Origin of the sequence: Colwellia sp. MB02u-10, from assembly GCF_014077185.1 — a bacterium.
GTDB lineage: Bacteria > Pseudomonadota > Gammaproteobacteria > Enterobacterales > Alteromonadaceae > Cognaticolwellia.
The window spans coordinates 1-20221 of record NZ_JACGVK010000125.1 but is presented as its reverse complement, the minus strand read 5'-3'; the positions used below and the strand labels follow the sequence as shown (position 1 = coordinate 20221).

Here is a 20221-nt window from a genome sequence, read left to right as displayed (position 1 = left end):
ATCATGTTGAAACATTTATTGATTCGACAATTATTTTGGTGTGTTTTTGCCTTAGCATTACTGGTTTTTTCTTTAGGTGTTAGTTGGCAAGTGAGTAAAGCGACAAACTTTTTATATCATGTTTGGTACCAAACATTAGAAATAAATACCTTGATTAGTAAAACTGTGCCAAAAAACACCCAAGGTAAGCGTGACTTTCCCATTAACGATGTGAAATTACACGAAAAAAAGTTTGCCGATATTGTGCAGTCTATCCACCATCACGGTGATGGTTTAACAGAAATTAGTTATTTAAATCATCAGGGGATATTACAAAAATTATTAACTAAAAGTGAAGTGCAGCATTTGCAAGATGTGGCTAATTTACTCGATAATATAACTAAACTGTGGTGGGGTAACTTACTTTTTTTGCTCAGCTTATTGATATTTTATAGCCGTAAAGCTAAGCAATTAACAACAGAGTCGATAAGAGCAATGCCGACAGCAAAGCAGAAGTTAATCGCTTTAGCCTGCTTTATTTTTTTGGTTATCGCTATCTTGGGGATATGGGGTTTTACAAAAGTTTTTTATTATTTACATACTGTTATATTTCCTAACGATCATCAGTGGTTTTTTTATTACCAAGACTCGTTAATGTCTTCGCTTATGAAAGCGCCTGATATTTTTGCTGCTATAGCCGGACAACTGCTCTTAACCGCTTTACTATTAGCGCTAATTATTGATGTAATATTAAGCCGTTATCAGCGTCAAAAATAAAGTTTAATTAATCTTAAACGTATATGAAATTAACAACTTCATTTTATTATTTTATTGAGATTTACTAGCGTACATATCAGAGATATTATTGCTAATAAATAAAGAGGCTTTAACGGCAATGCTTTTTAGTGTTTGTATATCTTGTGGCTGCCACTCTGTTTTATTCCCCGTACGTTCACAGCAAATAATACCTAATGGAACAAAGTCTTTATTGAAGGTAACATCCAATAAAGAATGAATATTGTGGACGTCAAAATACCCATGGTTAAAACACTTTGCGACTTCGTCATTTCTTGCATCACAAGCTACTAAAACATCATTCTCTACTATATGAGAAAAATAATTTTTATAATCACTTTCAAGTAAATGTTCACCTGTTGATCGTTTGCCAAATTCATCTACACACATTAATGAAAACATCGCTGAATAGTCACTGTGAAATAGCCAAATACCCACACGATCACATTTAGGAACAGTAGACTTAATCGACATGCAAATTTTTAATAGTTTATTATTTAAAGAGGTACGCGGATTACTTAAATAAAGGGATAGGTTTGATAATATTTCGATAAGTTACATCAATTAATAGTTTGTAAGTTGAGATAAATCAATAAAAATTATGCTGAAAGACAAAATAGATAAATCGCTTAGACATGAGCCAAGAAATTAATACATAGGCATAATTTTTATTGCTGTGCGTTTTTAAAATGGGTCATTAATGTCAAAATACTTACTTATTGAGTTGGGTTAACTCTTCAATACGGTATTTTGTCACAATATTATAACATCTTTTATAAGCAATAGCTGCGCTAGCATCAGGCGCTAGCACTAAATATTGCCAACGACAGTTATCTTCACGATAACGGATAAAATTATGCTGTGAGCGTTTAAACATATTTAATGCTGTGCTCTGTCCGCTATTATTAGCCAATTCTTGTAAGATAAAAGTCTGATTATTTACCCAAGTTTGCAGCTCACGATCTTTATTTTTTTTAATACCATCCAAGCAAAGTGACACTTGAGCAATAGTTTCCATATTGGCTTCACACATTGCTATGGTATTTTTAGCCATTGCTGCAGTAGAAAACCCCAACAAGCTAAGCAATAGGTATTTACTAAAACAGTTATTATTCATGATTAATATTATTCATGATTAATCATTATGCCGGTAGTACTTTTTTGTAAGGTTTAACGGTCACTTTTTTATAAACACCCGCTGCTATGTAGGGGTCTTGATCTGCCCACTGTTGAGCGTCAGCTAAACTGTCGAACTGTGCAATAATAAGTGAACCGGTAAAACCTGCGTCGCCAGGGTTTTCACTATCAATAGCAGGACAAGGGCCAGCCACAAGTAGCTTGCCTTGATCTTGCAATACACGTAAACGAGCTAAATGATTTTCACGCACGCTCATACGCAGAGCTAAACTATTTTCAACATCTTCACTGTAGATAAGATAAAACATATTACATCCAAATTATTATTAATTAAAAGCCGCAAGTAGCGGCCAAGTTAAATTATTCTTGTTTATTTTCTTTCTTCCTAATCTCAGGCATGTATTTATACCAAGACAACACTGAGCCAATAGCAAATAAAAACAAAGAAAATAACTAACGGGATATCTTCTAAAAGTGCGAGCATAAGCTCGTATTAAAACGATAAGATAACAATTCTATCCAAAGCTAAGTCATACGCCAAACTATTTAAGGATATAAGTTGTAATAGTGTTGATAAGTTAGGGATAAACGCTCATTTATCCCTAACGTTACTCAGCTTTTACTAGATGGTACTGGTATTGAAGTTAACGCCTTGTATTTATCTTTTGATTATAGCTTGGCTTAAGTTTGCTGATAGCCAAACGGATCGTCAATGGAATAAGAAGGCTCAGTAAACCACTTTGCTCCAGAATCAGTCATGTAGAAGTGATCTTCTAAACGCACGCCAAATTCATTCGGCAATACCAGCATAGGCTCATTTGAGAAACACATACCTTTAGTCAGTGGCGTTCTATCACTGCGCACTAGGTAAGGCCATTCGTGAATATCTAAGCCAACACCATGGCCTGTTCTATGTGGACAGCCTGGAGTTTCGTAATCTGGTCCTAAACTTTGGCTGGCTAAATAAGCTCTGGCGGCAACATCTACATCACCGCAAGCTACGCCAATTTTGGCGGCATCAAAGGCCGCTTTTTGTGCTAGCTTTTCGAAAAGCCACATTTCACGTTGGCGTTGATTAGGCTCACCAAATACATAAGTACGAGTAATATCAGCGTTGTATCCTTCAACCTGACAGCCAGTATCAATCAAAACTATGTCATTTGTTTCCAGTGTTTTTGGTGATTTTACGCCGTGTGGATAAGATGAATCTTCACCAAATAGCACAATACAAAAATAGGAACCGGCAGTAGCGCCCACTTTGCGGTGCGCTTGGTCAATAAAGTGGGTGACTTCTTGGGTAGTAATCCCCACATGTAATATCCGAGCAACAGCTTTATGCACTTCGATAGTCATATTTTTTGCCTGTTGCAATAAGGCTATTTCAGTGTCTGATTTTTCTGCACGACAACCCGCGGTTACACATTTTGCATCAACAAGTTCAAACTGCGGTGCCGCTTTTTTAATACCGTCGGCAATAAAAAAAGCGGTAGACTCATCTATGGCTACTTGGCCTGAGTTAATGCCACACTCAGCCAAGGTTTGTTTAAATAGCAGATAAGGACTTTCGTGTTCTTGCCAGCCTTTTATCTCGCCTTTAATGGTCATATATTGCTCAAGCGTATTCACTTCAAAAAATGGCGTGATATATTTAATCTCACCCTGTTGAGGAATAATAGCGCCAACCATACGTTCGCTGGCGTACCAACGCGTACCTGTAAAGTAATATAAATTTGTTCCGGCGTTGATATAGGTGGCTTCAATATTATTTTTAGCCATAATTGTTTGCGCTTTCACAATACGCTGTTTTAATTCAGCCTCTGTTATTGCTTGCACTTTGCTCGTCATATTGACTAACTTCTCAAGTTCAATTTTTGCGGTAGAGCCGCCAACACCTATAGTCATATGGTTCCTTAAAAAATTTAATTAATACTGGTATATTTTATACAAAAAAATAAGCCATGTATCGTAATAAATAAATTAGCGGTATGATAAAGAAATTTATCCTACCGCTAAGCGGTCAAATTAAGCGGTCAAATATTGTAATCCCAGAAAGATCACAAGCCCAATTAACTCCATTAACCCAAGGAATAGCTATGCGTAAAAAAGTCGAGTTTATCAGTGGTGAACACCGCTTAAGTGGTTTACTGGAAAGTCCTGAATCTGAGGTTAAGTTTTATGCCTTATTTGCTCATTGTTTTACCTGTGGCAAAGACATCGCGGCGGCATCACGTATTAGCCGAGCTTTAGTGCAAAAAGGTATTGCGGTATTAAGATTTGATTTTACCGGGTTAGGTAATAGTGATGGTGATTTTGCTAACAGTAATTTTTCTTCAAATATACAAGATTTAATTGCGGCGGCAGATTTTCTTCGCACAGAATATCAAGCACCACGACTGCTTATTGGCCATAGTTTAGGCGGTGCAGCTGTGCTTAGCGTTGCTCAATATGTTGAAGAAGCGAGCGCAGTGGTCACTATTGGGGCGCCATTAGATGCAGCGCATGTCGCGAAAAACTTTGCCCTGCAGCTTGATGATATTGAAAAAAATGGTAAAGCAGAGGTTAATTTAGCTGGGCGTGTATTTACCATAGAAAAACAATTTTTAGATGATATAAAGCGCTACGATACCCGTCATATTGGTCAACTAAAAAAAGCACTTTTAGTCATGCACTCGCCAATCGACAGCACGGTAAATATCAGTGAAGCGGAAAAAATATACCAAGCCGCCTTACATCCTAAGAGCTTTGTTAGTTTAGATGATGCCGACCATTTACTGACCAATAAACGTGATGCTGAATATGCTGCTGATGTAATAGCGGCGTGGGCAGGGCGATATATTACTTACGCGGACAATACTAACCCTATTGCTGAAACTGCTAGCAGTAAGCCTGACAAAAATGAGGTCGCTAAAGGCCACGTTATTGTAGAAGAAAAAAACCATAAATTTACTCAACATGTCAGCACTAATAGTCACTATTGGCTTGCTGATGAACCAGAAAGTGTTGGTGGTAATAACATGGGACCTGATCCTTACGAGCATTTGCTAGCGGGCTTAGGCGCTTGTACCGCCATGACTTTACGTATGTACGCCGAGCGTAAAAATTTGGCCATTAAACATATTAAAGTGGAGCTAACACACAGTCGAGATTATCAACAAGACTGCCAAGAATGTGAAAGTGAAAGTCAGGGCATTGAAGCCATAGTGCGGAAAATTAGCTTTGTTGGCGAGCTAGAAACAGCTCAATACGCGCGATTTTTAGCCATAGCAGATAAATGTCCAGTACATAAAACGCTGCACAATAATGTCAAAGTGGTGAGTACATTGCTTAATCAAGCATAAAAATCAGACTCACTTGAAATAACTCACGCTAAATAACTCACTAAAGTGAATGAATTTGAGTTATTTATTTCAAGTTAGGCTGTTCTATCTGCTGATGATAAATTATCATTGGCAGATAGAAGATCATCATTGTTATAAAAACATGTAAAGTATAGAGTTTGGGATATGTCTGAAGCGTTAAAGGGTATTAAAGTCGTTGATTTAAGTCGAATTTTGGCTGGGCCTTGGGCATCACAAATGCTGGCTGATATGGGGGCTGAAGTTATTAAGGTGGAGAGACCAAAAAAAGGTGATGATACTCGTCATTGGGGTCCTCCATTTATTAAACCGGCGCATGATAATGAACCTGCCCAAGCTGCCTATTACCATAGTGCAAACCGCAACAAACAGTCAATCGCTATTGATATAACCCAGCGACAAGGGCAACAAGTGATAAAAGACATGATTATTAAAGCCGATGTCTTAATTGAAAACTATAAAGTGGGCGGTCTTGAAAAATATGGTTTGAGTTATCAGCAAGTGAAAAAACTCAACCCTAAATTAGTTTATTGTTCAATCACAGGCTTTGGTCAACATGGCCCATACGCACATAAAGCCGGCTACGATGCCATGATCCAAGGTGAGGGTGGCTTAATGAGTTTAACCGGTGCTGCTGATGGCGAACCGATGAAAGTTGGTGTGGCCGTGATTGATGTGATGACCGGACTATATAGCGCTAATGCTATTCTTGCGGCATTACTCGCTAAAACGCATACCAACAAAGGCCAACACATAGATATTGCTTTGCTTGACGTACAAGTGGCAACGCTGGCTAATCAAGGCATGAACTATTTAGCCACAGGTGAAAACCCAAAGCGGTTAGGGAATGCTCATCCCAATATTGTGCCTTATCAAACCTTCGCAACTAATGATGGCAGCTTAATATTAGCGATAGGTAATGATCAACAGTTTGAACGATTTTGTCAGGCCGCTCAGTGCTTAGAATTAGCAAACAATGCCTTATTTAACACCAATCAACATAGGGTCGAAAATCGTATTGAACTCGTGCCGCTTTTAGCGCTTATTATCGCTAAGCAAAGCACAGATTATTGGGTCACGATATTAGAAGCAATCGCGGTACCTTGTGGACCGGTAAATACCTTAAAGCAGATATTTAACCACCCACAAATACACCATCGCGAGATGGTAAAACAAGTACCAGATAAAGATGGTAGGTTAATTAAAACCGTAGCATCACCGATTAACTTATCGGATACGCCATTACAATATAAACACGCCGCGCCGAATATTGGCCAACATAGCCAACAGATTTTAACGCAGTTTTTACAGTATAATGACGAGAAAGTTGCCGCGTTATTGCAAGCTGGTGTTGTAGCGTAATTTTATGGTTTGCATCGTTTGTATTGTTTGTAAAAAAAAGAGCTAAAATCAGTGGGTTCTGTTATTTTCATCTTAAATAAATCGCGCTAATTCACGCTAAATAAATCGAGAATAAGGTTAATTAAGTCATTAATCTATATGGTAATTACCTGTATGTTTAGACGTTAGCTAGTTCGGTTTTATTGTGAAATTTAAGAGCAGAACTTTTTTAAAAAGCCAACATCATTTTATGTCGCTTAATGTAATTATGTTTATCGAGAAACCCATGTCTAATTCAATGTCTTTAGAAAAAATATTTATTATTATAGCGATCATATTAGGGTTTGGCTCTGCGGTTGACTTGATATATGCTTTATCAGACGCAAATATTCAACTCGCTGAGGTATTGCGTTGTATATTAAATATTGTTATTGCTGGCTTTTTATATCTTTATTTTAATAAAAAACATAAAGCAAAAGTTGAAGATTAAATACCTTGGCAAGTTAAGCATGATACTCGTCTATAATTAGCTACTTAACTCTTAAAATCATCTGCCCAGATGTTAAATTTATCGTGATCAATCACTCCTTATCATTAATTTTTTAGATAGTTGTTTTATATCAAAGTAAATAAATTTTTGTATGCTACTTTTAATTTATACCTATAAATAAAAGAAGATGTTATGAGTAAAATATTCGTTGTTGCCGATATATCAGACAGCAAACAAGTCGCGATAAAACGAGCTTGTGAACTGGCTAAAACTAAAAACCAATCATTGCATATTGTTTATTTTTGTTATCAAAGTTTACGTCATATTCAAGATGATCCACAAAATATAAAACAAGCGGTAATCGATGCGGTTACCTATAACGCAAAAAAATCACTCAAGACCTTAGTGCCTGACGATATTGACTACAGTTATGAAGTCGTATGGGAAAAACGTATTGACCATTGGATAAATGACTACGCAAAACAACACCCACTATCAATGGTAGTGAAAACGGCCCATCGCAGTGAGACTTTTTTATACACATCTACCGATTGGCAATTATTACGCGCGTGCCCAGCACCGATATTTATTGTCAGTGATCATAAATGGCGTAAATCGCCAAATGTCTTAGCCGCTATTGATTTAGAGACTAAGCGTAAAAGTAAACAAACACTAAATCATCAGATATTAACGGCAGCGAAAGAGTTTGCTAAAGTGAACAACGCAGAATTATTTGTCTGTTATACCTTACAATTTTCAACGTTTTTACGTGACTTAGGTTTACAATACAAAGACGAATTAGAAATTAAAGCAGGGAAAACCCTAAAGCATAAAATTGAAAAGTTAGCGGCAGAATATGACATTCCTGTAGCGAATTTTTTTATTAAAGCCGGTGAACCCGAAAAAGTAATTCCCAGTATTGCGGCTCGGCAAAAAGCAGGGTTAGTGGTTATTGGCACTATTGGTCGAAAAGGTTTGAAAGCAAAAGTGTTAGGCAATACCGCTGAGAAAATTTTAAGCTTGTTAAAATCAGACGTGCTAGCACTAAAACCAGAATAACTAGCGGGTATTTAACTTTAGTTATCACTATTTTATTACAACTTTGATCAGGACTATGACCAGAACTAACACCAAGCGTTTCGGCTATACTATTTATAGCCGAAACTATAGGCAAAACTAATAGCCGAAACGGGTGCTGAAAAAAGATGCTTCAGCGCTAGATGCTTAATTCTGGTCTTTACTTGGTTTAGCTTTACTTACCTTGGCTTTGCTGGGCTTAGTCTTACTTTTTTCGGTTTTATTTTTTACCGTGGCATTATCGGTATCTTGCATAGGGGGCAGCATACCTTTAAGTAAACGGCCAAATATATCTGCACCGGTAATAATACGTTTAGTTTCACCCCATACCAGCAGTACATCGTGTTCAATAACGCCGTCAAAGTTTTTATCAATAGAGGTACTTACTTTCATTTTCAAAATGGCTTCATTTAACGATGTCGTTTCATCAGTGATAACAACCGGACGATGACAAAAATTATAAGGGTCAAAGTTTTCTGACTGAAATAGTGCGCTACGCAAGAAGCCATCAGCATCAATAACCAGTAAAGGTTCACCTTCGAGGTTGGTTAACACCACCCAACTATAACCAGAATGGTTTAGCATAGTTAAAAATGGATCGTCGGGGCCAGAATAAGTATCTGGCAGAACCGGTAAATCAAGCTTTGTTGGCAAGGCGATAATGGAGTTAGGGTCAATAACTTCACCTTCTTCTGTGACTCTAATTTCATCTAAAGCAAAAAAATTCAGTGCGCCAATACCCTCAACATGATTCAAGTCGGCTTCCTCAGCGCTAATATGCTCTTTAATAATACTGCCTAATTCACTTTCTGCTAAATAGGTAATGCCTTCTTTGCCCAACCAAGCGTCAAGTATTAGCGCACTTGGGCGAGTAACGGGGTAAAGCAGAAACTGGTAGAAGCGAATAATAGGCGCGAGCATGCTACCCATTTTTAAGGCATTGCGAGAAAAGTAAGCCTGAGGCGTAATTTCACCCACCACAGTGATCACTATGGTTGAGAACAAAAAGGCCCCAACACCCGCAAGTACCGAGTCAGACAACATGGTTAACAAAACATTAATACCCACATTGCCCCATAAAATAGTCGCTAATAAAAAGTTAGAATCGTTTCTCAGTGTTAATACCGTTATGGCGGCTTTATTGCCTTTATTTGCTTCTACTTCTAGCTGTAACCTACTGAGTGAAAAAAACGCTAAATTTAATCCAGAAAAAATGGCAGATTGTGAAATACAAAACGCAATGGCAATCCAGGTGATAGTTTCTACGGGCATTACTCTTTCCTTTTTTTACTTTTCTAAAGTAGCAGCAAGCTACCTAATCCCAAAAACACCACAAAGCCAACAATATCGGTTACTGTGGTTAAAATAACCGCGCCAGATAAGGCTGGGTCGATATTTAATTTGTTTAATAATGCCGGGATCATAACGCCGGAGGCAGACGCGGTCAGTAAATTTAATAAAATTGCTAAGGCAATAACGAAACTTAGTTCGATGCTGTCAAACCAAAAATAAGTAATTGCACCGATAACAATAGACCAAATGATGCCATTGACCCCGCCCACTTTTAACTCTTTTCGCAGCAGCACTTTTCTATTTTGTTCTGTTATCTGCCCTAGGGCTAAGCCTCGAACAATAACCGTTAAGGTTTGACTACCGGATACGCCTCCCATAGAGGCAACTACCGGCATTAATACCGCCAAGGCTACCACTTGTTGCAGGGTTGCTTCAAAAAAACCAATAAACCAAGACGCCAAAAATGCGGTCAGTAAGTTAATACCAAGCCAAATGCCACGGTTTTTGGCACTGGTGCGTACACTAGCGAATAAGTCTTCGTCGGTACTTAAACCCGCGGCGGTAGTCATTTGCTCTGTTTGCGACTCTTGCTTTACTTGATAGGCGGTTTCGACAGTAAATCGGCCAAGAAAATGTTCGTTTTCATCCACAACGGGTAGCGACATTTTACCTGATAATATGACCGTTTCCGCTGCAGTTGTTAACTCTTCATTAGCATTAAGTCTTGTTATCTCAGCAGAAAAAAGTGTTTTTAACGTGCTTTCGCCGTCACTTTGTATTAGCGTATTAATGGCGACAGTACCGGTTAAAACACCTTCTTTATTGACCGCATAAAAGTCTTCGGTATAGGGCGATAGACCTTTTTGTAAAAGTAGCTGCGCACTAGTGACTTTAAGTTTTTCTGAAATGCGAACATAATTGTAATCTAACCAGTGACCGACTTCATCAACACTAAATTGCTGTGCCTGTTGATAAAGTTTTCGCTGTGAGTCATCTAAATTTTTTATCGCATATTTTAATAGGCGGCTTGGTATTTCCTCTGCAATTTCAATTACTTCATCAACATCTAGTTGGGCAAGTAACTCAAAACATTCCTCGTCGCTCAACGCCTGAATTAAGCTGGTTCGAGTGCCTTGTCCCATATCGACAAAAGCAGACCTTTGCATTGTTTCAGGGTAAGTAGACCAAACACTTAAACGCTTATCTTGTGGCAGTGCTTCAATTAACAGGGCAAATTGTTCTGGCGCGAGTGTTTCAATGGCCGAGTGCATCACTTGGACAATTTCTTGCGTATGCTCTGCAATGAGAATGTCGTCAATGACTAAGGATAATTTATCAATGGGATTTTCTAACATTTATTTATCCTTAAAGTTGTTTTAATAAAGGCATATAACCTTGTGTGGGAGCGTAACTGTTTGTCATTTACGCTTAACTTTTATGTTATTACTTTTAGTGAGCTATATTCGGTGAATTATATTCGTATTTAAAAACAAGTGTATTACAATCAAGAGGAAATAAGTTAGCTTTAATGCTAATTTAGTTCACTATTTTTTTAGCTTTGGCTTGTTGCTGCTTTTTTGACTTTATAACAATAAAATCAAAGGTCAGGGGTAATAATCATCCCGTTTAACTCGGGGCATATTGAGAGTATATAATGATAAAATGTATGTTGATATCAGCAACTAAAAAAACTATCTTTGGTAGCAGTGAATTAATCAAGCAATGGCAAGAAAATGACGATACTACACTGTGGATTGATCTTGATAACGTTGAATTAGAAGAAGAGAAACGGCTATTAACGCAGTTTAATTGCCATCCTTTAGCGATAAATGATGCGCTTCGTGAGCGCCATCCGCCTAAAATTGAGTTGTTTAACGATTATATTTTTATGCTGTACCGCGGCATTATTGCCAATGACGATGGCCTAAGATTTGCTCATTTGCAAATCAGTATGTTTATCGGTAAACGTGTACTCATTACCCGTCACCCACAAAGCTCATTAGCGATTAACGAGTTATTTTCCGAAAGCAGTGAAAAATACCTTAAGCGCAGTCCTGTGCATTTGGCACTGAGGCTTTTCCACAGCAGTTGTGGTTATTATCTTAAAGAAATGTTTAGTTTTGAAGCTGAGCTAGAAAAAATTGAAGATGACTTTCAATTAAGTGGTAATGACAAAATGATGAAGCAAATTACCTCATATCGCTCACAACTGGTGAAAATAAGGCGTACTTTTAACTACCATGTCAACATGGGAGAAAGGCTAAAAGCTTATGTAGATGATGAAGATACGGATATAATCACAGATAAAGAAATCCATACGGTTAATGATTTACGCGAGCGTTTAGACCGTTTGCTGAGCCTTTCGCAAATGTATTACGATATTTGTGGTGATTTAATCAATGGCTATATGTCTGTAACCTCGCATCAACTTAACGCCACTATGCGGGTACTAACCGTGATCACAGCATTATTTGTACCTTTAACCTTTCTTGCCGGTATCTATGGGATGAACTTTGAATATATACCTGAACTAAAAGCAGCTAATGGTTACTTTATTTTATTAGGGGTAATGGCGTTGGTTTCAGTGGTGCTGCTGATGATATTTAAGAAAAAACGTTGGTTGTAGTAAGTAGTTAAATGCTAATTTATTGGAAACTATACCCAAATAAACCGGTATAGTTTCTTAACTAGGTCTGGTTTCACTCAATAATAATAAAAAACTATTCAATAATACGTTTAAATGGCGGTAAAGAGTTTAATAAGTCTTTACCATAACGTTTATTCACCACACGCCGGTCCATTAGTATAATAACACCATAATCTTTTTCGTTTCTCAGTAGTCGTCCAGTCGCTTGAATCAGCTTTTTCGAGGTTTCAGGTACTGAGATAGACATAAACGGATTGCCGCCTTTAGCCGTGATATATTCTGCTTGAGCCTCTTCTACTGGCGATGATGGCACCGAAAACGGCAACTTGGTAATAATCACATTAGTGAGATAATCACCGGGTAAGTCCAAGCCTTCAGAAAAACTTTGCGTACCAAAAATAATACTGTCTTCTTTTTTGTCACAAAGGGCTTTATGAGTTTCAATGATTTTTTGTCGAGACTGTTCACCTTGCACCAAAATACTGAGCTTGGTTTGTTCTCGCAGGGCGGTCACCACTTTGTCCATTTGCCAATACGAGGAAAATAGCACTAGCGTCGCTTTACCGCGTTTGATTTGTTCAGGCAACTTGGCAATTAATTCGTCAGTAAACTGATCCGCACTCGGCTCATATTGCATTTTAGGCACGATCAGCTGCGCGTTGTTTTGATAATCAAAGGGTGAATCAACTTTTTGGTATTGGCTGCCATCATCTGTTCTTAAACCCGCTTGTCGGCGAAAATGATCGAACGAGTTTAAAGCAAGAATAGTGGCAGAGCACAACACGGCGCCTTCACACTTAGACCACAGCATATTTTCTAAGGTGAAACCTACTTCGATAGGCGAGCCACTAATTAAATAGTCACTACGTTTACCTTCAATTTGCTCCAGCCAACGCGCCATAGGGGCACCTTTGTCGCTATCCGTTTTGGCATACATTTGCCATAAGGCATTAAAATTTTCCAAGCGTTGGATCATAAAGCCAGATTCGGCCAACAAGGGTTCGGCTAAATATGTTTGTGTATCACCGTCTTTCACCGATTCCATCAGCAAGTTATAAAGCTTATTTAAATGCGTTAAACATTTTTTAGAGCTCTGGGTTAAATCTTCGGCCCAATGCTTTAATGATTGCGGAATAATGCCATTTTCAAAACGAAATTGCAGTGGTTGGTTTTGCATCTGCTTGCTATTTTTCACTGGTTGGTGAAAATAAAGGCTGCGATTATTATCAATAAAACTCAGCACTTTTTGTATGTCAGCTAATATATCTTGGCAATCGTCAGCCATTTTTATTGAGGGAGAAATCGCACTATTTGATTTAACCAATTTTGCGATTTTATCACCGGTTTCTGGCAATTTATTAAGCCAGTCAATCGCGCCCTTGAGCGTCAGGTTTGCACTAGAGTGATCGCGTGTTACTTTTGGCAAGTGATGTGCTTCATCAATAATGTAAAAAGTGTCTTCAGGAGCTGGTAATATCTTACCGCCACCCAGTTCTAAATCAGCCAAGAGTAAACTATGATTAACTACTAACACATCAGCAGCGTCCATGGTCTCTCTGGCCTTATGAAATGGACAATGACTATGCTCTGAAACATGCTTTAAGCAACTATGTTTATCGGCTTGTATTTGTTGCCAAATATGATGATTAACTGACTCTGGCCAAGCGTCAATATCGCCGGGCCAACTATTATCATTGAGCGCTTGGTGCATCTTATTTAAGGTTCGAATATCACTCGCTTGGGGTTTTTCTGCAAAGGTAAAACCGGCTTGCGGGCTGTCGTCATTCGCCACCGCTTGCGCGAGTTTTTGCCGACAAACATAACGTTGGCGTCCTTTTGCTAAGGTAAAGTTAAAGTCTAAACCGCTGTGTTTTTTTAGAAAGGGCAGGTCTTTATCAACCAGTTGTTCTTGCAATGCCACGGTCGCGGTCGCTATACAAACTTTTTTGTTGCGATTTAACGCTAACGGAATAGCGCCAAGCGCATAAGCTAAAGACTTACCCGTACCTGTGCCCGCCTCAATAGTGATAATTTTACGTACTTTGTCGTAATCACCCGCCAATGTTTTGGCAATTTCAGCAATTAAAAAGGTTTGCTGTTGGCGCGGGTTAAAGTTGGTGAGGTTTTCACCTATGCTTTTATAGGAGGTTCTAATAACTTGTTTAATTTTATCGCTTAACATTGCGGCTATAGTTTCCTATCGACAAAAGATGATTTACACTGCTGTATATATTAACAGTTTGTCATGAGTAATTAGAACCATTAATGCAACTTTCTCCTGAAAATGTTCCTGACGTAGTTCAATCGTTAGCTAGCACTCGTGGTTTTCTGTTGACCCGAAATGTGGCAGACCGAAACAATCACCTTGAAATTACCCTATGGTTGAAAACGCCACAAGGGTCAGTGCAGCTGATTATTGATAACGAACGTGCGGTTTTTTTTGTTGAAGTTAGTGATGTTACTCATGTTAGAGACGTTTTAGCTAAACAAGGCATTAACCTTGACGAGATAAAAGCACTTGCGCTAAAAGCATTTAACCAAGCCGCGGTGGCGGCAGTATATTTTTTGACCTTACGTGATTTTTACCAAGCGCGCGCGCTACTAAAGCAAAAAGGTATTAAGTGTTATGAAGACGACATTCGCCCAGATGATCGTTTTTTAATGGAGCGTTTTATTACGGCCGATCTCACCTTTGCTGGTCAGGCAGTAAATTTGACTTCAGCCGATAATCAAGCTTACCAGCGCTTTGAGCAGGTTAAATGTAAACGTATTGATAAAGCGCAACAAACTGACATTGCACTATCGAGCGTATCGCTTGATATCGAATGTTCAATGTCGGGTGAACTCTATTCTATCGGGCTATATAGCGAGCATTGTCAGCAAGTGTTGATGATTGCCAATGCAGAAGAAATAGCCCGCGAGCAACAAGCTACCAGCGACATTGATATTGTTTGGCAAGCTAATGAACAAGCATTATTAGTAAGTTTGCTCGCTTGGTTTACCCAACACGACCCTGATATTATTATGGGTTGGAACGTGATTAATTTTGATTTTGCTTTATTACAAAAACGTTATGATTTATATAATCTTAAATTTACAATTGGTCGAGATAAAAAAGTACCCCATTGGCGTAAAAATCAAAGTAGTGAACAGCAATTTATTGAAATTAATGGCCGTGTAGTGCTCGATGGTATCGACTTACTGAAAAGTGCTACTTATAACTTTCCCAGTTTTTCACTCGACAATGTCGCGAATACCTTACTGGGTATTGGCAAAAAAGTTGACGATGTAGATCACCGAATTCAAGAAATAACTGATAACTTTCATCACGATAAAACAGCGCTGGCGCTTTATAATTTAGAAGATTGTCGTTTAGTGCTGTTGATTTTTCAGCATACGCAGTTATTAGAATTTTCCATGCTCAGGGCGCAGTTAACGGGTTTAGCCATTGATAGAATCGGTGGCTCTGTCGCCGCTTTTACCAACTTATATTTGCCTAAATTACATCGTAGTGGCTATATTGCGCCTAATATGGGCGATGGCGATCAAGGGTTTGAATCACCGGGCGGCTTTGTGATGGACTCTACCCCTGGGCTGTATCAAAATGTGCTGGTGTTAGATTTTAAAAGCCTGTATCCCAGTATTATCCGCAGTTTTAATATTGACCCTATGGGCTTGATTGAAGGTTTAAAATCACCAGAAACAGCCATAGAGGGTTTTGACGGGGCTTATTTTTCAAGAGAACAGCATTTTCTACCTGATATCATTACTGAGCTTTGGAAAGAGCGAGATATTGCCAAAAGAGATAAAAATGCCGCCTTGTCACAAGCGATAAAAATTATTATGAATTCATTTTATGGTGTTTTAGGCTCAACCGGCTGCCGATTTTTTGATCCCCGGTTATCTGGCTCTATTACGAAACGCAGCCATAGCATACTAAAAACTACTAAATCATGGATTGAAGCAAAAGGTTATCAAGTTATTTACGGCGACACCGACTCAATATTTGTCCATGTCGGTGATCACCAAAGCGCAGAGCAGAGCAGGGCGCTTGGTAAAATTTTACAAGATTACATTAACCAAAAGTGGCAAAAATTACTTAAAGAACAGTTTAATATTGTTAGCGAGCTTGATATTGAATTTGAAACCCACTTTAGTCAATTTTTAATGCCAACCATTCGTGGTCAAGATATAGGTACAAAAAAGCGCTATGCAGGCTTAGTACAAAAGGGCGAACAACAACATCTTGTTTTTAAAGGGTTAGAGAGTGTTCGCACCGATTGGACCGAATTAGCCAAGCAATTTCAACGTACTTTGTATTTGAAAATTTTTAATGACGAACCGGTTGCGGATTATATCAAGCAAATGGTGGCCGATACCTTAGCAGGTAAGCATGATGACTTACTTTATTATCGTAAACGTTTGCGCAGAAAGCTTGAGCTTTACGTTAAAAATGTGCCGCCACATGTGAGAGCAGCAAGGCTAGCCGATGAAATTTATAAGCAACAGGGAAAACCTCTTAAGTATCAAAATAAAGGGTGGATTGAATATCTAATGACCACCAATGGCCCACAAGCGAAAGGCTGTCAAAGCGCTGCTTTGGATTATCAATTTTACATTGACCGACAATTGCTCGCGGTAGCTGATGCTATTTTACCTTTTATCAATACCAGTTTTGATGAAATCACCAATAGCCAAATGAGTTTGTTTGAGCGCTAAAACTGACACTTGAGCCCACTGACTTACACTTGTGGCAACCGATAGTGTTATACCCAGTTAATGCTTGCTGTGTTCTTAAGATTGAAAGTTCTTAAGGGTTAAAATTTATAAGGTGAATAACGCCTAACTACTGGTTATAGCTTGTATTTATTTGAGTTCAGAAAAATTTGATCATACCAATTTCATTAATTAGGTGGTCTACTTTATACGCAAGAAAAATGACCAAATATAAGGCATTTATTTTAATAACTAGTTGTTCTAATTATTAAATAAATAACGCAGTAGTTGGTTATTTTAACCAGTAAAAATGATCAGATAATTAGTGAGATTGGTATTAATTAATCAAATGGCTACTACTCATATGATACTCTTTTATGTGCTTAATACTGTTCACGACTATGTTATGACAAAATAAAGCGTGCTTCTTTACTTAATTCGCGATACAAATACCTATAGATGGCTAGATAGCTATAATGAATTTGAAAAGTGTGAACGTTAGCAAGCTGAAATTAAAAATGAGTTAGCCGCTTTGTGAATGGTCAGCGCTGCTTGATTTCAAAAGGATAAGTTCCTTATCGAGCGATATCCAAAAAATATAACCGTGGAATGTAACCTAGAGATGAAAAAAGAAACAAAACTTATTAATGCTGGCCGTAAAAGCCAATGGACACGCGGTGTCGTTAACCCACCGGTAGAGCGCGCATCTACCGTAGTATTTAACTCGGTCAAAGAAATGAAGCATGCCACAGCCAATAAAACTAATCAGGTGTTGTTTTATGGCCGTCGTGGTACTTCAACATCGTTTGCTTTTAGTGATGCGATGACAGAGTTAGAAGGTGGAGCAGGTTGTGCCATATATCCGTCGGGTACGGCGGCAATCACTAATGCCATATTAGCCTTTGTTAAAACGGGCGATCATATCTTAATGGTCGATAGCACCTATGAACCCACCCGTGATTATTGCGATAAAATATTAGCTAAGTTAGGTATTGAAACGACTTATTATGACCCACTGATTGGTTCAGGTATTGAAGCGTTAATTAAGGCGAATACCCGAGTGGTGTTTCTTGAATCACCGGGCTCAGTTACTATGGAAGTTCAAGACGTTCCCGCCATCGCTGAAGTGGCTCATAGGCACAAGTGTATCGTGATGTTAGATAACACTTGGTCAGCAGGGGTAAATTTTCAACCTTTTGATTACGGTGTTGATGTTTCAATACAAGCAGCAACAAAATATATTGTTGGTCATTCAGATGTCATGTTAGGTACCGCAACGGCAAACGCTGAGCATTGGCCACAATTGCGTGAAAGCAGCTATATTATGGGGCAATGTACCTCTCCTGATGACTTATACTTAGCCATGCGGGGTATTAGAACATTGAGCGTGCGTTTACAGCAGCATCAGGCCAGTGCACTTAAAATCGCGCATTGGTTGTCAACGCGCGCAGAAGTTGAAACTATTTTGCATCCAGCGCTACCATCTTGCCCGGGTCATGAAGCATTCGAACGTGATTTTACCGGCTCAAATGGTTTGTTTTCGTTTGTATTAAACAAGGGTAATCAAGCGGCACTAACGGCATTTTTAGACAGCATGGAACATTTTAAAATGGGTTATTCGTGGGGTGGTTTTGAAAGCCTTGTTTTAGGTATTTCAAAGGTTAATAATATGCGCACTGCAACCACTTGGCCATATCAATTTCCCTTGATTCGTTTGCATGTTGGTTTGGAAAATGTTGATGATTTAATTGATGATTTAGCACAAGGCTTTGCGCATTTTAATCAAGTGCTTGAGCAACAAGGTAGCTAAGAGCATTTTGTATCATCAATCTGTCAATTGAGTATTACAGTAGTGAACTTAACAATAGCAAGTGACTTAACTTAAGCGTTAGTAGCAAATTTTGTCTAACGGCTGATGTTAAATAAAGCCTTTTAAACGGACTTTGAATGTAATCTTAAATCGATTCAAAGCCGTTTTCTAGTGGCTACTTGCATGATCTGTTTTGCATCGCTACAACTTATCGCAAGATAAAGCACTTTTCATTGAATTATCTTTTTCCTTAATTATTAGGGTAAAACAGCACACGTTAGCATTTTTCAGGCGTGCGCTGATAAAGTACAATAAAGTGTTTGCCTGCAAGCACTTTTGAACCTTATCATTTAGCCAGAGTTTAGCCAGAGTTTAGTCAGAGTTTAGCCAGAGTTTAGCCAGAGTCTAGCCCTACTTTCAGCAGATATTATTGTCTAACAGATCCTGATACGGGTTATAAAAATCAAAGGCCAAATATCAAACGCCTGATGCTTTACTGTTTTTAAAACATACCCGAACATAACGAGTGAGGGATGATCAAAACAGTTTACTTGTTTTCATCCTTCGCCTTGTTGTAATATGTGAGAAATCATAATTATAGTCAGCATTATGGTAAAGTAAGTTGTGATCCCTGTTCTATGTATAGTACTTGATATAAGAGAGTTGAATGAATAATGATTCACCCGTAAGAAAAGGTTTATTTCAACTTTTATATTCTGTGATAGAAACAGGTGTTTGCCGCGTTATTACCAGCAAATCTGAAAAGCTGTTAGCGAGTTTAAAAAAAACCTATATTGAAAATATCCCTGAACATCATCAAGTTGTTTTTTTACCAGGAAAAATTGAGCACCTCGATGATTTAACTCGTGTCTTAGTAACCGCGGGTATCGATCAGTTTTCCTCAATAGAAACTAATGAACAATTCCTTGAAAATGCCAAGCAATATTTAATTGAGAACAAAGACAAAGAAGTTATCACTATTTGGGCATTTGAAAATGCTGATTTGATTTCAACTGATATACATCATTTGTTAGGACAACTACTGGCATGGCAACGCTATGGTAGCTCATTATTGACCATTGAATTATGGGGTCATACATTATTAGAAAAATTATATAGCTCAGGGGAAATTAGCCAATATTATCAAAGTAAAATTTACCCTATTAATCTTGATGAAAACCTCACCCTTAAGTCTAAAATAGCCTTATTTAACTTCAAATCAATTAACTTTAAACTGTTCATTGCTTTAATGGCCGGGTTACTTTTAGGCCCGCAAGTAGCGCCTTTGCTAGAAAAATTTTCAAATATTTATAATATTTCAACACAGCCCACAAACAATTTAGTCAATAATATAAATACAGAGAAACTAGCGCCAAAAGCAATAGCAGCAAAGCCTGTGTTTGACGAGGTGAATGAGAATAACAATAACAAGCAAACCGAAGTAACCAGACAAGCAAATATTCTCGCACTTAATGATAGTGCAGAACTTACAGAAGACGGGCAAAACCTCGCTATAATATTAACAAGCAGTATAGATGAAACAAGCAGTATAGATGAAACAAACAGTATAGATGAAACAA

At 38.2% G+C, this 20221-nt stretch carries 16 protein-coding genes; 9 read left to right on the top strand and 7 right to left on the bottom strand.

All coding sequences use genetic code 11. The annotated features are described in order from the left end of the window. Window positions 1–3: 3 nt before the first annotated feature. A complete protein-coding gene (locus H4J59_RS12990; protein WP_182240015.1) occupies window positions 4–756 on the top strand; it encodes a DUF1461 domain-containing protein in 753 nt (250 codons plus the stop codon). A gap of 51 nt (window positions 757–807) precedes the next feature. Here the strand turns inward: H4J59_RS12990 and H4J59_RS12985 are convergent, their stop codons facing one another. The 4 genes from H4J59_RS12985 to H4J59_RS12970 all read right to left on the bottom strand — a co-directional run bounded on the left by H4J59_RS12985 (window position 808) and on the right by H4J59_RS12970 (window position 3813). Further along, on the bottom strand, window positions 808–1248 hold the full coding sequence (locus tag H4J59_RS12985; RefSeq protein ID WP_182240013.1) for a GAF domain-containing protein: 441 nt from the start codon (window positions 1246–1248) through the stop codon (window positions 808–810). 238 nt (window positions 1249–1486) lie between these two features. Further along, a complete protein-coding gene (locus H4J59_RS12980) occupies window positions 1487–1891 on the bottom strand; it encodes a lysozyme inhibitor LprI family protein (protein WP_182240011.1) in 405 nt (134 codons plus the stop codon). 25 nt (window positions 1892–1916) lie between these two features. Next, window positions 1917–2219: a YciI family protein gene (locus H4J59_RS12975; protein WP_182190509.1), complete on the bottom strand. Its 303-nt coding sequence runs from the start codon at window positions 2217–2219 to the stop codon at window positions 1917–1919. A 373-nt stretch (window positions 2220–2592) separates the two neighbouring features. Further along, on the bottom strand, window positions 2593–3813 hold the full coding sequence (locus H4J59_RS12970) for a Xaa-Pro peptidase family protein (RefSeq protein WP_182240009.1): 1221 nt from the start codon (window positions 3811–3813) through the stop codon (window positions 2593–2595). 191 nt (window positions 3814–4004) lie between these two features. Here H4J59_RS12970 and H4J59_RS12965 point away from each other — a divergent pair, with 191 nt between their 5' ends. From H4J59_RS12965 to H4J59_RS12950, 4 genes are all read left to right on the top strand, one after another. Next, on the top strand, window positions 4005–5249 hold the full coding sequence (locus H4J59_RS12965; protein ID WP_182240007.1) for a bifunctional alpha/beta hydrolase/OsmC family protein: 1245 nt from the start codon (window positions 4005–4007) through the stop codon (window positions 5247–5249). 165 nt (window positions 5250–5414) lie between these two features. After that, window positions 5415–6629, top strand: coding sequence for a CaiB/BaiF CoA-transferase family protein (locus tag H4J59_RS12960; protein WP_182240005.1), 1215 nt, complete (start codon window positions 5415–5417; stop codon window positions 6627–6629). A gap of 265 nt (window positions 6630–6894) precedes the next feature. Then, the gene (locus H4J59_RS12955; protein ID WP_182240004.1) at window positions 6895–7098 is read left to right on the top strand and encodes a hypothetical protein; all 204 of its coding nucleotides are present in this window, start codon (window positions 6895–6897) and stop codon (window positions 7096–7098) included. Between the two features lie 192 nt (window positions 7099–7290). Beyond that, window positions 7291–8157, top strand: a complete 867-nt coding sequence (locus H4J59_RS12950; RefSeq protein ID WP_182240002.1) for a universal stress protein — start codon at window positions 7291–7293, stop codon at window positions 8155–8157. Between the two features lie 165 nt (window positions 8158–8322). On the opposite strand, the gene H4J59_RS12945 is transcribed toward H4J59_RS12950, so the two are convergent. After that, complete coding sequence (locus H4J59_RS12945) at window positions 8323–9447, bottom strand: DUF21 domain-containing protein (RefSeq protein WP_182240000.1); 1125 nt, start codon at window positions 9445–9447, stop codon at window positions 8323–8325. Window positions 9448–9470: 23 nt separating this feature from the next. Beyond that, the gene (locus tag H4J59_RS12940) at window positions 9471–10823 is read right to left on the bottom strand and encodes a magnesium transporter (RefSeq protein WP_182239998.1); all 1353 of its coding nucleotides are present in this window, start codon (window positions 10821–10823) and stop codon (window positions 9471–9473) included. Between the two features lie 299 nt (window positions 10824–11122). On the opposite strand from H4J59_RS12940, the gene H4J59_RS12935 reads away from it, so the two are divergent. Continuing rightward, a complete protein-coding gene (locus tag H4J59_RS12935) occupies window positions 11123–12094 on the top strand; it encodes a magnesium transporter CorA family protein (RefSeq protein WP_220469820.1) in 972 nt (323 codons plus the stop codon). 94 nt (window positions 12095–12188) lie between these two features. Here the strand turns inward: H4J59_RS12935 and dinG are convergent, their stop codons facing one another. Continuing rightward, window positions 12189–14297, bottom strand: coding sequence for an ATP-dependent DNA helicase DinG (dinG, locus tag H4J59_RS12930; protein WP_182239994.1), 2109 nt, complete (start codon window positions 14295–14297; stop codon window positions 12189–12191). An 83-nt stretch (window positions 14298–14380) separates the two neighbouring features. Between dinG and H4J59_RS12925 the strand changes: the two genes are divergently transcribed. The 3 genes from H4J59_RS12925 to H4J59_RS12915 form a co-directional block, all read left to right on the top strand. Then, window positions 14381–16834, top strand: a complete 2454-nt coding sequence (locus H4J59_RS12925; protein ID WP_182239992.1) for a DNA polymerase II — start codon at window positions 14381–14383, stop codon at window positions 16832–16834. Window positions 16835–17453: 619 nt separating this feature from the next. After that, the gene (locus H4J59_RS12920; protein ID WP_182239990.1) at window positions 17454–18641 is read left to right on the top strand and encodes a cystathionine beta-lyase; all 1188 of its coding nucleotides are present in this window, start codon (window positions 17454–17456) and stop codon (window positions 18639–18641) included. 667 nt (window positions 18642–19308) lie between these two features. Further along, a partial coding sequence (locus H4J59_RS12915) for a hypothetical protein (RefSeq protein WP_182239988.1) occupies window positions 19309–20221 on the top strand: 913 nt, incomplete at its 3' end.

Bases quoted from the DNA above. Each gene is read 5' to 3' on its own strand.
- H4J59_RS12970 (WP_182240009.1), bottom strand. From the start codon at position 3,813: ATGACTATAGGTGTTGGCGGCTCTACCGCAAAAATTGAACTTGAGAAG.
- H4J59_RS12975 (WP_182190509.1), bottom strand. From the start codon at position 2,219: ATGTTTTATCTTATCTACAGTGAAGATGTTGAAAATAGTTTAGCTCTG.
- H4J59_RS12960 (WP_182240005.1), top strand. From the start codon at position 5,415: ATGTCTGAAGCGTTAAAGGGTATTAAAGTCGTTGATTTAAGTCGAATT.
- H4J59_RS12935 (WP_220469820.1), top strand. From the start codon at position 11,123: ATGATAAAATGTATGTTGATATCAGCAACTAAAAAAACTATCTTTGGT.
- H4J59_RS12945 (WP_182240000.1), bottom strand. From the start codon at position 9,447: ATGCCCGTAGAAACTATCACCTGGATTGCCATTGCGTTTTGTATTTCA.
- H4J59_RS12985 (WP_182240013.1), bottom strand. From the start codon at position 1,248: ATGTCGATTAAGTCTACTGTTCCTAAATGTGATCGTGTGGGTATTTGG.
- H4J59_RS12925 (WP_182239992.1), top strand. From the start codon at position 14,381: ATGCAACTTTCTCCTGAAAATGTTCCTGACGTAGTTCAATCGTTAGCT.
- H4J59_RS12990 (WP_182240015.1), top strand. From the start codon at position 4: ATGTTGAAACATTTATTGATTCGACAATTATTTTGGTGTGTTTTTGCC.
- H4J59_RS12980 (WP_182240011.1), bottom strand. From the start codon at position 1,891: ATGAATAATAACTGTTTTAGTAAATACCTATTGCTTAGCTTGTTGGGG.
- H4J59_RS12955 (WP_182240004.1), top strand. From the start codon at position 6,895: ATGTCTAATTCAATGTCTTTAGAAAAAATATTTATTATTATAGCGATC.
- H4J59_RS12920 (WP_182239990.1), top strand. From the start codon at position 17,454: ATGAAAAAAGAAACAAAACTTATTAATGCTGGCCGTAAAAGCCAATGG.
- H4J59_RS12965 (WP_182240007.1), top strand. From the start codon at position 4,005: ATGCGTAAAAAAGTCGAGTTTATCAGTGGTGAACACCGCTTAAGTGGT.
- H4J59_RS12950 (WP_182240002.1), top strand. From the start codon at position 7,291: ATGAGTAAAATATTCGTTGTTGCCGATATATCAGACAGCAAACAAGTC.
- H4J59_RS12940 (WP_182239998.1), bottom strand. From the start codon at position 10,823: ATGTTAGAAAATCCCATTGATAAATTATCCTTAGTCATTGACGACATT.
- dinG (WP_182239994.1), bottom strand. From the start codon at position 14,297: ATGTTAAGCGATAAAATTAAACAAGTTATTAGAACCTCCTATAAAAGC.